The following is a 14,588-nucleotide window of genomic DNA, read 5'->3' as shown; positions in this document are numbered from 1 at the left end:
CGGAATAGGGCCTGAGCTTTTCACTGTGCTAGACCAATCCCTGAGCAATCCAGGCTTGTAGGGTTAACCAGATGACAGAAGCAGGAAACGAAAGCTCCTGCGCAAGATCCAGTGTCAGTTCCAGCATCGCCATTTCGTCTTTAGGATCGATATTGCGAATTTGCAATTGTGGATGCCATCGCTGCCAGAGCAAAGTGTCCTGTGCTTCGGTTAGCACCGGGTGGCGACCTTTGCGTTTAGGTAATCCAAGAACGCCACGGCGTAGTGCGACTTCTTGATGGGTCAACCCATAGAACGTGCTCACCATCTCTGTACTGGCACCTAGCCTAAGCATTCGATCTACATTGGCAATCTCCTGCTCCAGATCGTTCATTTGGCTAAGTACTCTTTGCAGCACGCTGCGATTTATCTGCACTGTGCACCATGGCACTCGAGCATTGAGTAGCACGCTGAGCATTGCTGGCTCTTTCAGCGCTGCCAGATCCTCATCAGCAAAACCCATGGTTTTGCATCGGCGTAGTTGACCGTTGCGCAGATCATGCAGAGCTTGAGCAATAACGGCTTGATTAATCGGGTGAGGTGTAGTCACGCGTCCTCCTTAAGATTAATCGGCGTGTCTGGACCGCTATGTGATTTATGGTCAATCAGGCGTCGAGCCAATCTGATCAAACGAAATAGTTTGACCAGGTTGGCATCACTCAAACGTTCGCCTTGAGAAGCATCGGAACCGAGCAGAAGAGGGCCTATATCTATCGGTGTTGATATAGAAGGCGAGTTCTTGGTCAACATCTCCAACAGCCCAAGCAAGCTCGACGGAGACAGGTCTTCAGTCATTGCATCAAATCTGCAACGGAAGCCGATCCCTTCATCCACCTGCGTGATGAGGTCAGCCTTTGCGGCGTCCTGGCAAATCTCCCGCGCAAACTGACTAATGTGAATGCGCAGACGTTGCGGCTCATCCAAGCCAGGGTCGATGCTCCAGATATCTGAGATAGGAAAAAGACTTCCTTGAGTGAAGGGCAATACATCTCGGGCAAGCACAGGCTCGTCTCCGGCGTGTTTGGCTACTAATGCCTGGATAGACTGCAGTCGATCAGGATCCTTTGAGGTATTAATCTGGCTTGGAGAATTTGTGGAGGAGGGCGGCATCGTTTTCAAAGCATTCGCCTTGATAGCAAGTGAATCGCTTGGCGGTGAATTCAGCATTGAGCGATGTACTGAAGTCGTTGCCAACACCTGCTCACGCTTTACGCCTGATTCTGAAGCGAGGACTAAGGTGTCGTAGTCGACCTTGAGATAACAAGCCATCTGACCAACGATTTCGTCTTGTACTCTAGCAATGCTTAGTTCGGAGGCTGGACCATCAAACATCAGCAGTGCGTCATGAAACAAAGACGCAAAATCGATAGGGAGAGGCTTGCCTCGCGCATATTCCTCCCAAATTTTGGCAAAGGAGCGGCGCATTACTGCAAGCCGTTCGACTTGATGACGCCCGAGCCCACCGTAGAGCATTTTCGGAATCGCTGGCAGCAGATGCTCAACAGCATCGCGCATTCGACTGATGTGAGATTGCTGCACCGGGTATCCGTCGGCGGTCAGACGCCTTGAAAGCTCAGACTGAGATAACGTGTCGCCGGACTCCAGTTCGTAGAGTTCCCGGGCCTTTTCCACACCAAGTGCCCGCTCGATAAACGTCAGTCCACCGCGCAATTCGTTTTCTGCCAAATGTCCGGTAAGCGCGACTATTTCGCCGCGATTTGGCCAAGGACGAAATACACAAGCCAGACGAAAAAATTGGTCATTTTTAGTTTCCGTCCAAAGCTCTTTCAAGATCGATAGCCGCGTATTGCCACCATTGCGAACTCGGTAGCATGCCTCACCCGGTCGTCGAGTAATGGGGGGAGGGGCGTCTAGCCCACGTTCGAGAATGGACGCCTTGATCTCATCATACTTGGGGTTACGCGTGACTCTTGGATTCAGATCGTAGGGCTTCAGTTGATCGAGTGTCACAACCATCGGCGTATCGGTTACGGGATCCTCGGTATAGGCCGCTGCAGTTATTTGCGTAGGCTTGGCTGCCTGTAGAGGGGGCACGGTTTCAGAGATGATGTTTATTGCCACGGTCATGACTCTCCTTAGTCACGATCTTTCAAGCGATCAGTGATCCACTGGTCCACTTCCATTGCATCCCATCCGACGGCTCGAGCTCCGATCCGAACAGACTTGGGGAATTTACCTTGGCTCATCAAACTGTAGAGAAAGGCGCGTTTGAGCCCTGTTTTTTGCTCAACATCAGAGCGCCGTAAAATACGGCGTTCTTGCAAAAGAAATGTCGGTTGCTGTTGCGTAGGCACGATGAGTTCTCCTTGAGCGTTGATTGCTCTGGCAGGGGGCATTTGGCATTCAGTGGATTGAGCTCAGGTAATCGCTGCTGTTGCAGGATCTGAGTCCGTTACTCGTTTTCTAGGGGCGAGCTAAGGTGGCGTCTGGCTTCAGCAAACTTGGCCCACAACGCACGTTCGGTTATGCCAGGGCGACCGTTATGATTGGCTATCAAGGCCAAGATGACAGACTCAAGTGTTTTGAACGACGAGTAGCGGCCCCCCCTTGGCGATTGCCCAAGCAGCAATGTCAACAACGCACCAATGATGTTTAGAGAGGCCGTTTCAGAGTTAATACTCGAGCGCTGCGCTGCTTTTTCAAAGCGGGACTCACTCTGTTGTTGACGGTTTTTTTCGCATGCCGGTTCTCCATGGCTCATCGCATGTAACAGTTGCCCGATGTGCAGTTGATGGTATGCGCTGCGCGCGACGTATTTGAGGTGCGGGTGGCTCCCAACTGCCATCCAATTCAGGATGTCGGCTTCTTGCTCAAGAAAGTCGACCCACCGTATGGCCGCCTCTGTGGGATGGAAGACAAGCATGATTTCATGTCGCGTAGGTTTTTTGTTCACGAGACTTTCCATGGCGTGTTATGCCTGTCTATGGAACCCTCAGACTGCCCGATGAGAAAGACTTAATACGTCATGGCGCATACCCGCATTGATCGTGAATGTTTTCAGACTCGCCAAGTCTGAAGACATTCAGGGCTTGTTATCAGTAAAACGACTGATCCCAGGGTCTTCAACGTGCAAGCCTGTGTCCCTTTCGGTCTGGCTTGAGACTCAAACAGTCACTCGTTCCCGGATTACGGTCCATCCTGATGGGTGTCTCTTTCACTCACCCTGGCGATGAACCTTTTGAGTTGTCCATCCGGTACGCTCTCTCGATACAGCAGGTAACTCGTTAACAAGGGAGGGTCGCCAGCCAATGGCCGAGTTAGAACTTCACTGCTTTGGAAAAGAGCCATTTGAGCCTTGCATGCTAATCCGACGCCGTAACCTGCAGCGACGAGAGAAAGCATGAGTTCTTGACTGGATACGTGTTCTGCGACCGAAACATCTACCTGCGCTTTACGGAACAAACGCTCTATCTGCCCGGACAAACCAGCGTGGGTTTTTGGGTCAAATAGCACGACTGGATATCTAGAGAGCTCTATCAAAGGGATGAGTTTGAGCGCCAAAAGGGGGTGCCGAACCGGGAGAGCGACCGTCAAAGGCGTCTGCCATACCGGTGTTGCTATCACCCCCCGATCGACGTCATTTGAGCGTGCAAAACCGACATCGAAGACCTTCTCACGCAACCCTTTTAATTGCTGAGAAAGTGATACTTCGTAAAGACGTATTTCCACCTCGGGCTCCTCTTCTCGGCTGCGCGCCAGGAGCGCCGAGAGGCGCTGAGGCAACACTCCATCAGACAATGCGATACGAAGAGTTCCGTGATAACCCGCCACCGCGGCCTGAACATTACTGCGTGCTTGCTCAATGGCCTCAAATATTCTGACCGTGTCCTTGACGAGTACCTCCCCAGGCCAAGTCAGTCGTGTTCCTCGTGACGTTCTGTCAAACAATTGAGTTCCAAACTCCAACTCGAGCTCCTTGATGGTCCTAGATAGCGGTGATTGCTCAATATGCAGTCGCTGCGCTGCTCGTGCGAAATGAAGCTCCTCTGCAACAGCCATGAAGCCGCGTAGGTGCCGAAGTTCCAATAGTGCTCCTTAGCCGCACCGTTCATCGGTGCCAGAACAGGTGATCAGGGATCATTTTTTGCTATTTGTACTGATAAGGCGTGTGAGGGCTAGGATTTCGATTGCAGCTGTTCAAGCAAGTCCAACCCGTCCTGCAAAGGGAGGTATGCGGACAAAATCAAACGAAAAAGGTCTGCTTCGTTCGTGTATTGAAGCGTCGTCGTGGTTAGAGCCTGCAGCACGGATGTCCCTGCGCGTATGCGCAGTAGTGCGTTTTCCAACAATTGTGATGTCTCGGCACTGCCGTCGATCAGCAATACCGGTGAGGCGGTAGCGTTGGTTTTTAAGGGAAAAAAACGATCCATGTTCAAACAACTCCTGATTTACCGGGAATAGGCTATAACGACTTGCTCAAATGGCCACGGGCCAGAGGTGGGGATAACGAATAATGCTCCAGAGTGCGTAGTCCTTTTCTGCATTCGGTGTAGTACTTGGATGACTCCTCATGACTGGATGTTTACTCATTCTTTCGGGAGGTAATATTTAGATATTGTCTTATTCGATGCAATTGCGCGAATTGTTCGAAAACGTCGCGGCTTGCTGCTACTTTGGCGCCATCTGACAATCAAGCGACTCAGTACCCATCGAATGCGTGAGTATTTCACCCCAAATCTGAAACATCTTTGCAGCTTTTACCGATCGATTTCAGATGTATGCCGACGGCTGAATATACATCGGGGTCAATTCAATAAATATCTGAATGGCAACAGCTTTCCGTCACCGTTCAACCTCAAGCGTATCTGCGATTTTTTTGGTGTGGAGGGGTACGAAATTGCATTGCCAACCGAGCAATTCGTGCTACTGGTAAGTGATAGAGAGCGTAAAATCTCGCTATCATTACTCACTGCCCCACAAAGAGCTGTTGAGCACTTGCGTCGTAGCTCTTCGTCAAGGCTTAAAAGCATGGTGGGTTATTACCATGAGTACAGTTACTCAACGTCGGAGCCAGGCCAAATACTTTGTTCGTTGGTTCACATCAACGAAACCGATGGTCATTTCGTCTTTATCCGAAAAGAACTCTCGATGCCGAGCGGGCAAGCAATCGACCTCACACAACAGTACAGATATGAAGGCATCGCTTATTATTTGGGAGATCGTATATTTTTGATTGAGTACGAGTTTTTAAGCTCAAGCGAGATTAACCAAACGATTCTCATCCCGAGTTTCAAAAAGCAAAACGTACGACTCAATGGGATGAAAATTGGTGTGACATGTTGTGATCGCCGAACACCTGTGTGTTCACAAGTCGTATGGCATTGGCTTGGGAAAGAGGTCTGTCATCTGGATGCCTACAGAAACACACGTGAATACCACATTGACGATCAACGGCTCGATACGGACTTACGTGCCCGATTAACACAAGCTCAAATCATTGATGGTTTATTTCGAGCAAGATAATGCACGCGATCCCTGAATTTTCATGTGGACGGCCATCGATGTGCGCGTGTCAGAAGGGCACACACTTTTTCACAAAGACCTCCCGGGATCCAATCGGTGGCAGAATCTCCCTGACTTGAACGTTCAGGAGAACATCATGCTTCGTGTGTTTGAACGAAGACTCGACCCTTTCCCGCCTGACGAGGTGCCACCGCCACCCAACGGTCTGGCTAAATTTCTCTGGGCCTGCACTCGCGGCGCTCGCGGCTACATTCTGGCACTGGCGTTGCTCAGCGCCGCCGTATCGGTCTATGAAGCGTGGCTGTTTTCCTTCCTCGGCCAGGTCGTCGATCTGCTCTCGACGTGGCAGGCCGGCGGCGAAGCGGCGGTGCAGGAGAGCCGCGTGTTGTGGGGTATGGGTATCGTCATGGTCTTGAGTGTCGGGCTGGTGGCGTTGCGCACCATGGTCCAGCACCAGATTCTGGCGATTAACCTGCCGCTGCGCCTGCGCTGGGATTTCCATCGGCTGATGCTGCGGCAGAGCCTTTCGTTTTTCTCCGACGAGTTCTCCGGCCGGGTCACGACCAAGGTCATGCAGACGGCGCTGGCGGTGCGCGACGTGCTGTTCACCATGATCGAGATCTTGCCGGGGATTGGCGTGTACTTCATCGCGATCATTGCCCTGGCTGGCGGTTTTGCGCTGAAGCTGATGCTGCCGTTTCTTGCTTGGGTCGTGCTGTTCGGTCTGGCCATGTGGTACTTCGTGCCGCGCCTGGGCAAGGTCGGCCAAGAACAGGCCAACGCGCGGTCGATGATGACCGGGCGTATCGCCGACGCGTACACCAACATCACCACGGTGAAGTTGTTCTCCCACTCCAACCGCGAAGCACATTTTGCGCGGGCGGCGATGGAAGATTTCAAGCAGACTGGCTTTCGCCAGATGCGTCTGGTCAGCCTGTTCGAGATCGTCAATCAGGCCTTGGTGGTGGCGTTGATCATGTCCGCCGGTGGTTACGCCCTGTGGCTTTGGCACCAGGGCGATGTCGGCGCCGGTGCGGTAGCAGCGATCACCGCCATGGCGTTGCGGATCAATGGCATGTCGAACTGGATCATGTGGCAGATGACTTCGCTGTTCGAAAGCATCGGCACCGTCCAGGACGGCATGGCAACGCTGACCCAAGGCACCAAAGTGCAAGACGCACCGGATGCCGGCGTGCTGGTGACTTCCGGCGGCGCGGTGACTTTCGACAAGGTGAAGTTCAACTACGGTGGCGAGCGTCAGGTGCTCGATGGCCTGAGCCTGAGCATTCGTCCCGGTGAAAAAATCGGTCTGGTGGGCCGCTCCGGTGCCGGCAAATCGACGCTGATCAACCTGCTGCTGCGTTTCTATGACGTCGACAGCGGCGAGATTCGTATCGACGGCCAGAACATTGCGCACGTGACTCAAGACAGCCTGCGCAGTGCCATTGGCATGGTTACGCAGGATACTTCGCTGCTGCACCGCTCGATTCGCGACAACATCGCCTACGGCCGGCCCGATGCCACCGACGCACAGATCCGCCGCGCCGCCGCCAATGCGCAGGCTGACGAGTTCATCAGCCAACTCAGCGACCGTCAGGGCCATACCGGCTATGACACCCTGGTGGGCGAGCGCGGGATCAAGCTGTCCGGCGGCCAGCGGCAACGGGTGGCGATCGCCCGGGTGATGCTGAAGAACGCGCCGATCCTGCTGCTGGACGAAGCCACCAGCGCGCTGGACTCGGAAGTCGAAGTGGCGATTCAGGAAAGCCTCGATGACATGATGCAGGGCAAGACCGTGATCGCGATCGCACATCGACTGTCGACGATTGCAGCGATGGATCGGCTGATTGTCATGGACGACGGGCGCATCATCGAGCAGGGCACTCATTCGGAGTTGCTGGAGAAGAACGGTGTGTATGCGCGCCTGTGGGCGCATCAGAGTGGCGGGTTTCTTGGGGAAGACAAAGGCGTGGTGGAGGCCTTGGATCAGGCGTAAACGGGCAGGGCGCATGGCCGGGGCATCTTGGGTGTCCCCGGCCAATTTGCTTTGGTTTATTCAAGCCAGATCGGCACTCGCCATCATTCGAACACTGGCAAACGTCGATTCGTTTCTCGCCTGATCGAGCGTTGTCAGCGTGTTGATCGATGACGGCGGCGTTGCCCGTTTACGACTCATTGCAGAACCTGAGCGCTCGTCGCTCGGCGGCACCCCAAAGTGCTCGCGATAGCATTTTGAGAAATGCGGTGTGGAGGCAAATCCGCAGACATACGCCAGTTCCACGATCGACAGCGAGGTTTGCTTGAGCAGTTGTCGCGCGCGAATCAGCCGCAACCTCAAGTAGTAGCGTGACGGCGTGCATTGCAGGTATTTCTGAAACAACCGCTCCAGCTGTCGGCGTGACAGAACGACGTATTCGGCAAGGTTGTCCAGCTCGATCGGCTCCTCAAGATTGGCCTCCATCAACGCAACGACTTCTTGCAGCTTGGGCTGATGCGTTCCGACCACATGCTTGAGCGGTACGCGTTGATGGTCCTGCTCGTTGCGGATGCGCTCGTAAACAAACATCTCGGAGATGGCGGCGGACAATTCACGACCATGATCGCGGGCGATCAGGTGCAGCATCATGTCCAGCGGCGCTGTTCCTCCGGAACTGGTAAAGCGGTTGCGGTCGAGGGTGAAGAGGCTGGTGCTGACGTTGACGCGTGGGAAAGCTTCCTGCATGGCCGCCAGAAACTCCCAATGCACGCTGCACTCATAGCCGTCGAGCAACCCGGCTTTGGCGAGTGCCCAGCTACCGGTGCACACACCGCCCAAGCGTCTGGATTGCCGGGCCAGGGATTGCAGCCAGGATGTGTGCTCGCGGGTGATCACGCTCTGGATGCCGACCCCGCCGCAAACAATCACCGTGTCCGCCACGCCGGGGTTGCTCCACGAGCCATCCGGCGTGATCGGGACCCCGTCGCTGGCCCAAACAGCCGCACCATTGGCGCTGAAGGTATGCCAGCGATACAGCGTTCGCCCCGACAATTGATTGGCCATGCGCAGCGGTTCGACGGCGGATGCCAGCGACATGAGGGTGAATTTATCCAACAGCAGAAACCCGACGGATTGGGTCGTACCGTCGGCCACGGAGGGGGTCGATGACATCATGGCCTCACAGGAACCGGTCTGAGATGCAGGCGTCGGTCATTCCCTTGGTCTTCGCCAAGGGAATATCGGCTTCGGCGTGAACGCCTAGCCCACCGACGTCGCGCGTGCCGCCGGGGCAGGGTGACGCGACGTCATCAGGCCGATAAAGGAGATTGCCAGCGCCAGGCCAATGGTGGTGGTGACTTCGGTGCGGTGCTGCGGAGTAATCATCATGACCGCCAGCGCCGCGCAGATGAAGCCGATCACCAGCCACGTCAGCCATGGAAACAGCCACATGCGGAAGGTCAGCTCGACCTTGCGCTGTTGCAATATCCGCCGCATGCGCAGCTGCGACACCGCAATCGCCAGGTACACCAGCAAGGCAATCGCCCCGGAACTGGCCAGCAGGAACTCGAACAGCCCGGCGGGCATGAAGTAGCTCCACACAGTGATCGACGCACCCAGCACGGTGCTGGCGATCACGGCGGCGCGTGGCACACCGGCCGCGGAAGTGGTCTTCAGCGTTTTCGGTGCATCGCCGCGACGGCCCAGCGAGTACAGCATGCGCGAGGCAATGTAGATCGAGGAGTTCATGCAACTGGCCACGGCGATCAGCACGACAACGTCGACCATGAACTTGGCGTTTGGAATGTTCATGATTTCCAGGGCGCGCTGATACGAGCCCACCGAGGCCAGCAGCGGATCATTCCAGGGCACTACGGAGATGACCACGAAGATCGACAGCAGGTAGAACACGCCGATGCGCCAGATCACCGAGCGGGTAGCCTTGGCAATGTTCTGCGCCGGGTTATTCGATTCGGCGGCTGCGATGGTCACCGCTTCCGTACCGATGAAGCTGAACATGATCGTGATGAAAGCGCCGACCACCGCCGACAAGCCGTTGGGCGCAAATCCGCCGTGCTCGGCCATCAGGCCGCTCAACCCGCTGACTTCGCGGTCGGGCACCCAGCCCATCAACACGGCAAAACCGACCCCGATGAAGCCGATGATCGCCACAACCTTGGCCATGGCGAACCAGAATTCGAACTCACCATACTTGGACACGCTGAACAAGTTGGTCACCACCAGCGCAACGATCGATCCCAACGCGAACAGCCAGGCATCGACCTGCGGAAACCATTGGTGCAGCACATGCCCGGCCGCCAGTGCTTCGATGGGAATCACCAACACCCAGAACCACCAGTACAGCCAACCAATGGTAAAACCGGCCCAGCGGCCGATGGCCTGGTCGGCGTAGGTGGAGAACGAACCGGTGTCCGGATTGGCCACCGCCATCTCGCCGAGCATGCGCATGACCAGCACGACAAGCAGACCTGAAAACAGATAGGCAAGAAGCACCGCCGGCCCTGCTGCGGCAATCGCGTGTCCTGAACCGACGAACAAACCGGCGCCGATAATCCCGGCGATGGACAGCATTGTGACGTGACGAGGCTTGAAGCCCTGCGCCAATTGGCTACTCGAATCCATGGAGTTCGGGCTGATCATCGGTATTTTTATTCTCTGCTGATCGACATTTAAGCCATTGAACGGGCACACGATCGGTCACCATCGTTGCCTGCTGAACTCCCGAGAGAAGCCCGTCCAACCGCCGCAGTTCTTATCAACCCCATGATCTGACCGGGATTGTTTTGATAGGAAGACACGGCACCTTAGCCGGCCTTGCAGCCGATTCAATAGCCTGATTGCGCCATGATCGTGTCTGATATCGACATGTGAATACCATGAGGTCGTATTGGAGACCTTTCGGTCACGCATGGCTCTGGCAATCAAAATCCAGATTGACCAAGTCATGTTCGTTTTTGAGATGGGTGCCTGAATTCGACGGTGAAGCCAAACTGGGCCCCACAAGTCAGGCTCTCTATACTGGCCTTCCAGGATGGTAAATAGAGCACAACCTATGCCCGTCGCACCCAATCAAAATTTCCCAGTCATTTTGGTCCCGGCTCAAACAAGCGACCTGGAAAATCTTGTAGCCATTCGAATTGAGGCCATGCGCGAAAGTCTGGAGCGTGTCGGGCGATTTGATCCGGTGCGTGCGCGAGAGCGGTTTCTTGGCGGTTTTGACGCTCGCAACACACGCTATATCGAGGTATCTGGAGAGAGGGTTGGTTTTGTAGTGGTCAAGCATCACCTCAATGAACTCTTGCTCGACCACTTGTATGTGAGACCGAGCGCGCAAGGATCAGGTGTAGGGGCTGCTGTTCTCACTCAGATTTTCAAAGAGGCGGATGCGGCTGCGCTCCCTGTTAAAGTTGGCGCTCTCAAAGAAAGTGCTTCGAATCGCTTTTATACCCGCCATGGCTTCCAATTCACGGAAAGCAGTGAATTCGACAATTATTATGTGCGTCAGAGTGTTCCGGCGAAACAATGGTAGAAAGCGTTCTCAGGCTCGGTATATCCAGTAAACTTGGCGTCAATCTCGCGCCTTAGAGCGCCAGGGTATACAGAAGGAAACCGCCATGCTTGAACTCGAACCGCTGTGCTTCTCGTCCGACTGCCCTAGCCGGGCTTTATTCGAGCAGATCGCTGATAAATGGTCGATGATGGTATTAGCCGTGCTTGATGACGGTCCGCAACGTTTCAACGCGATCCGTCGTCGCCTGCAAGGCGTCACCCAAAAAGCGCTCACGCAATGTCTGCGCCGGCTGGAGCGCAACGGCCTGGTATCGCGCGAGGTGATTTCGCTTTCGCCAGTCGCGGTGCAGTACCAAATCACGCCGCTGGGCCGCACGCTGCAACAACCTTTTCGAGCACTGCATGAATGGACGCTCGCCAAGTTGCCGGAGGTTGATGCTGCCCGGCAGAAGTTCGACGCCGCTGCAATCGGACCAACCAGTACGTAGGGAAGGTTGCTTCACTGGATTACGTGAACGCGTTGTCGGCCGCCCATGCTGCGCTTCGGGACTTGTCATCCGATGGCTTGAAAAACATCGAAGATCTCAATCGAACCAGCGCGATCTGGTAAGCATGAAACTCTGCTAACACTTTTTGTTGTTGGCAGTGCGCTGGTTTTTGCCTTTCAACCGCGGGCAATCAATCTCGATACCTGCTTCAACCGAACCTTCACATCGATTGCTCAGGCCGTTCGATCATGAACGCAGAGCGTCCTGCTCTTGCGCCCGAGGCCACTGTATACGGCTCGCCAGCCCATACGCCGCCGACCATTTCCTGACGGTAGGTATCCTCAGACCTACCAGGTGTACGAACGGTGCCTAATTGACGCCAGGTTTATTATTGATACCTTGTCGACTGTCCTCATTTGAGGGAAGCGGTCCGAACCGGACCCTTCGTTCGCCACTCTTGCCGGCGGCTTGCAGCCAGCCAATCGAGCATCCGACAGAAGCATTTCTTTGGTCGAGCCGCACTTGAGAAATCGTTAGGCACGGGCAGACATTCAATAAATTTATTCTGAGGAAAGTATGGGAAATTTTAAGCTTCTAACCCCCTTGAACAACGAAGAGCTCACTTTCAGAAATCGGGTGTTCATGGCGCCGATGACAAGAGGTCGATCCAAGGATCAGGTGGCCAACGAATTGACTGCGACCTATTACGCACAGCGTGCCTCGGCGGGCCTTATTTTTACCGAAGGCAGCCAGATCAGCGCCCAGGCCGTCGGCTGGACGAATACCCCAGGGATCTATACGCCTGAACAGATTGCGGGCTGGAAGAAGGTAACTCAGGCAGTTCATGAAGCCGGCGGCCTCATTTTCGCCCAGCTTTGGCACACCGGTAGAGCATCTCATCCTGATTTTCATGGTGGAGAACTCCCGGTCGCGCCATCGTCAGTCCCCTTCAATAGCCAGGCGTTCACGCCAGAAGGCATCAAACCCTCGGTGACCCCACGCGAACTGACCATTGATGAAATCAAGTCCACCATTGCGGACTACGAAAAAGCTGCACAGGCCGCGAAAGATGCGGGCTTTGATGGTGTAGAGATACACGGTGCCAATGGTTATCTGCCCGCGCAGTTTCTGGAGGACGGCTCAAACAAACGCACCGACGAATATGGCGGTACCATTGAGAAGCGGGCGAGGTTCTTGCTTGAAGCCACGGACGCCGCGATCAGAGTCTTCGGACCGGCCCGTATCTCGGTCAGGCTGTCGCCGCGCATTCCGTACAATGACATGGGCGACTCCAATCTCGAGCAGACCTACATGTACGCGGTAGAAGCGCTGGAAAGTAGAAACGTTGGAATTCTGCATTTCATGGAACCCGGGACTCTACCGGAAGGCGCGAAACCCTTGGCGCCCGGGGCTCGCCAGCGGTTCTCAGGAATTTTCGTGTTGAATGTTGGTTATGATCGGAAGTCCGCGGAACAGGCCCTGCAAACCGGCCTGGCCGATGCAGTCACATTTGGCACACTGTTCATCAGCAACCCTGATCTGCCGGAACGCTTCTTCCTTGATGCGCCGCTGGCTACTGCGGATGCCTCCACTTTTTACAGTGGTTCGGAAGAGGGCTACACCGACTACCCGCCGCTGGCCTAGAGATCGAAGCGCGATTTTCGTTTTGGTACCGACCAACAGTTTGATCATGGACGAGCAACTTGCCGCCTCAGGACGGCAAGTTGCTTCAGGCCTTACAGAGTAAATGACAACGCAGAGAAGACCATCCCGCCACTGCCCGCCCAGCCCATGCAAAACTGCCCGTTCTCGGCTTCGCCCCGACTGATCGCATCGAAGATCCCGTAGGGGATGGACGCGGTAATGATGTTGCCGGTCTTATGCCCGACGTGGTGCAGCTTGTGATCAATACCGATCAGTTGCCCAATGTGCTCCCACATCTTTGGCGAACCGGTATGAATAAACACTTTATGAACATCTGCTGCAGAGATGTTTTGCAGATTGAAGACTTTGATCGCTTCATTGCGACCATCTTCATGCAAGGCTGCCGCGTAGGAGTTGAATTGATATTGCCCGCCGGTCGGTGCAATACGGGGAATATCCTCCTCATTGCAGAACAGTTTCCAGTCCGGTAGGGAGATGGTCGACAAGTCACTCAAGTCCGGCCGGTTGATGTACGAGAACTTGAAGTTGCCCGGGGCCTCTTGACTGAGGATGGTGACGGTGACTGCTTCGCCAATGGTAAAACTCGGAAACTTGTAAGCCAGTTCCGCCGACGACTGCAAAGAGAAGTTCTTGGGCATCACCGGCCCGCCAGCAGACATGCCAAATTCCATGTTGACGATTGCCGCGTAGCGGATCTCGCCGGCCTGCATTTTACTGTTGATGACATCCATGGCGGTCACCCAGCCGTTACAGGCGTCCACCACATCGAAGTTTCTGCAACTCAGCCCCAGCGCCTTGGCGATGAACGTACTGTTGGCCGGCTCGATGAAGCCTCGCGTGACGTTCGGATAGATCAACAGATCCAGGTCGGTCTTGTCGATATTGGCCTGAGCGAGCGCCGAGTTGAATGCAGTCTCCATCAGTTCCATCGGCGTTTCGTCGGCGCCCAGCCAGTGACGCGTGCCGCTGCCGCTTTTTTCAAGCAACTTGCTGATGGTCTTCAAGGTTTTTGGCAAGTCTTCCTGGAACGTATCTTTAGAGTGTTCCTCGACCAGGTTTATAACGTCTTGATTGCTGATAATGCGTGACGGGAGAATCCCGGACAGCCCAACTATTTTCATATGACTTCCTTGTTGAAAGTATGCATCCGTGGGCAATGGCTGCGGATGAGCAAACCCTTACTCATCCCTGTAAGGAGCCACTGGCGGCAATACTTTTAGCACAAAGAAAACGCCGATCAAGAAGGTTGTTCGTTATTTCCCTCAATCGAATTGAATCATGACCTGGGTCAATTTAACGGCTTTCAAGTTAATCGAAAAAAACAGTCGGGCGGACCCTCGCGACGCGGTTGGCATCTGTGTTTGATGTCATCGGCTATCGGCGAAAAGGACACGCCTGAAGGGATA

At 54.7% G+C, this 14,588-nt stretch carries 14 protein-coding genes; 5 read left to right on the top strand and 9 right to left on the bottom strand.

All coding sequences use genetic code 11. The features are described 5' to 3' along the window. Positions 1-28: 28 nt before the first annotated feature. The 6 genes from QRN61_RS16450 to QRN61_RS16425 all read right to left on the bottom strand — a co-directional run bounded on the left by QRN61_RS16450 (position 29) and on the right by QRN61_RS16425 (position 4,430). Positions 29-589 carry a DUF2857 domain-containing protein gene (locus QRN61_RS16450; protein ID WP_285374206.1) on the bottom strand — a complete coding sequence of 187 codons (561 nt, stop codon included), beginning with the start codon at positions 587-589 and terminating at the stop codon, positions 29-31. Then, positions 586-2,127 carry a ParB family protein gene (locus QRN61_RS16445; RefSeq protein WP_285374205.1) on the bottom strand — a complete coding sequence of 514 codons (1,542 nt, stop codon included), beginning with the start codon at positions 2,125-2,127 and terminating at the stop codon, positions 586-588. The genes QRN61_RS16450 and QRN61_RS16445 overlap by 4 nt, the downstream gene beginning before the upstream one ends. Before the next feature lie 8 nt (positions 2,128-2,135). Next, entirely contained in the window at positions 2,136-2,354 is a 219-nt protein-coding gene (locus tag QRN61_RS16440) for an AlpA family transcriptional regulator (RefSeq protein WP_285374204.1), read from the bottom strand. A gap of 98 nt (positions 2,355-2,452) precedes the next feature. Beyond that, a complete protein-coding gene (locus QRN61_RS16435) occupies positions 2,453-2,953 on the bottom strand; it encodes a hypothetical protein (RefSeq protein ID WP_285374203.1) in 501 nt (166 codons plus the stop codon). A gap of 233 nt (positions 2,954-3,186) precedes the next feature. Beyond that, on the bottom strand, positions 3,187-4,086 hold the full coding sequence (locus QRN61_RS16430) for a LysR family transcriptional regulator (protein WP_285374202.1): 900 nt from the start codon (positions 4,084-4,086) through the stop codon (positions 3,187-3,189). Between the two features lie 89 nt (positions 4,087-4,175). Then, positions 4,176-4,430, bottom strand: a complete 255-nt coding sequence (locus QRN61_RS16425) for a hypothetical protein (RefSeq protein WP_285374201.1) — start codon at positions 4,428-4,430, stop codon at positions 4,176-4,178. Positions 4,431-4,713: 283 nt separating this feature from the next. Here QRN61_RS16425 and QRN61_RS16420 point away from each other — a divergent pair, with 283 nt between their 5' ends. Both QRN61_RS16420 and QRN61_RS16415 read left to right on the top strand, forming a co-directional pair. After that, the gene (locus QRN61_RS16420; RefSeq protein WP_285374200.1) at positions 4,714-5,523 is read left to right on the top strand and encodes a helix-turn-helix domain-containing protein; all 810 of its coding nucleotides are present in this window, start codon (positions 4,714-4,716) and stop codon (positions 5,521-5,523) included. Between the two features lie 136 nt (positions 5,524-5,659). Further along, a complete protein-coding gene (locus tag QRN61_RS16415; protein WP_096795994.1) occupies positions 5,660-7,519 on the top strand; it encodes an ABC transporter ATP-binding protein in 1,860 nt (619 codons plus the stop codon). Positions 7,520-7,579: 60 nt separating this feature from the next. Here the strand turns inward: QRN61_RS16415 and gbdR are convergent, their stop codons facing one another. Continuing rightward, positions 7,580-8,671, bottom strand: coding sequence for a choline metabolism transcriptional regulator GbdR (gene gbdR, locus QRN61_RS16410; protein ID WP_285374368.1), 1,092 nt, complete (start codon positions 8,669-8,671; stop codon positions 7,580-7,582). Between the two features lie 87 nt (positions 8,672-8,758). Next, positions 8,759-10,159, bottom strand: coding sequence for a GABA permease (gene gabP / locus QRN61_RS16405; RefSeq protein ID WP_285374199.1), 1,401 nt, complete (start codon positions 10,157-10,159; stop codon positions 8,759-8,761). A 412-nt stretch (positions 10,160-10,571) separates the two neighbouring features. On the opposite strand from gabP, the gene QRN61_RS16400 reads away from it, so the two are divergent. The 3 genes from QRN61_RS16400 (at position 10,572) to QRN61_RS16390 (ending at position 13,161) form a co-directional block, all read left to right on the top strand. Then, entirely contained in the window at positions 10,572-11,048 is a 477-nt protein-coding gene (locus QRN61_RS16400; protein ID WP_285374198.1) for a GNAT family N-acetyltransferase, read from the top strand. Positions 11,049-11,133: 85 nt separating this feature from the next. After that, positions 11,134-11,517 (top strand): winged helix-turn-helix transcriptional regulator, encoded by a 384-nt coding sequence (locus QRN61_RS16395; protein WP_027611764.1) that lies wholly within the window; start codon positions 11,134-11,136, stop codon positions 11,515-11,517. Positions 11,518-12,093: 576 nt separating this feature from the next. Next, positions 12,094-13,161 (top strand): alkene reductase, encoded by a 1,068-nt coding sequence (locus QRN61_RS16390; RefSeq protein ID WP_247267476.1) that lies wholly within the window; start codon positions 12,094-12,096, stop codon positions 13,159-13,161. 92 nt (positions 13,162-13,253) lie between these two features. On the opposite strand, the gene QRN61_RS16385 is transcribed toward QRN61_RS16390, so the two are convergent. Then, on the bottom strand, positions 13,254-14,303 hold the full coding sequence (locus tag QRN61_RS16385; protein WP_285374197.1) for a 3-oxoacyl-[acyl-carrier-protein] synthase III C-terminal domain-containing protein: 1,050 nt from the start codon (positions 14,301-14,303) through the stop codon (positions 13,254-13,256). Positions 14,304-14,588: the final 285 nt, after the last annotated feature.

Source organism: Pseudomonas sp. lyk4-TYG-107 (assembly GCF_030209055.1).
GTDB lineage: Bacteria > Pseudomonadota > Gammaproteobacteria > Pseudomonadales > Pseudomonadaceae > Aquipseudomonas > Aquipseudomonas putida_A.
This window is presented reverse-complemented; position numbering and strand designations above follow the sequence as displayed.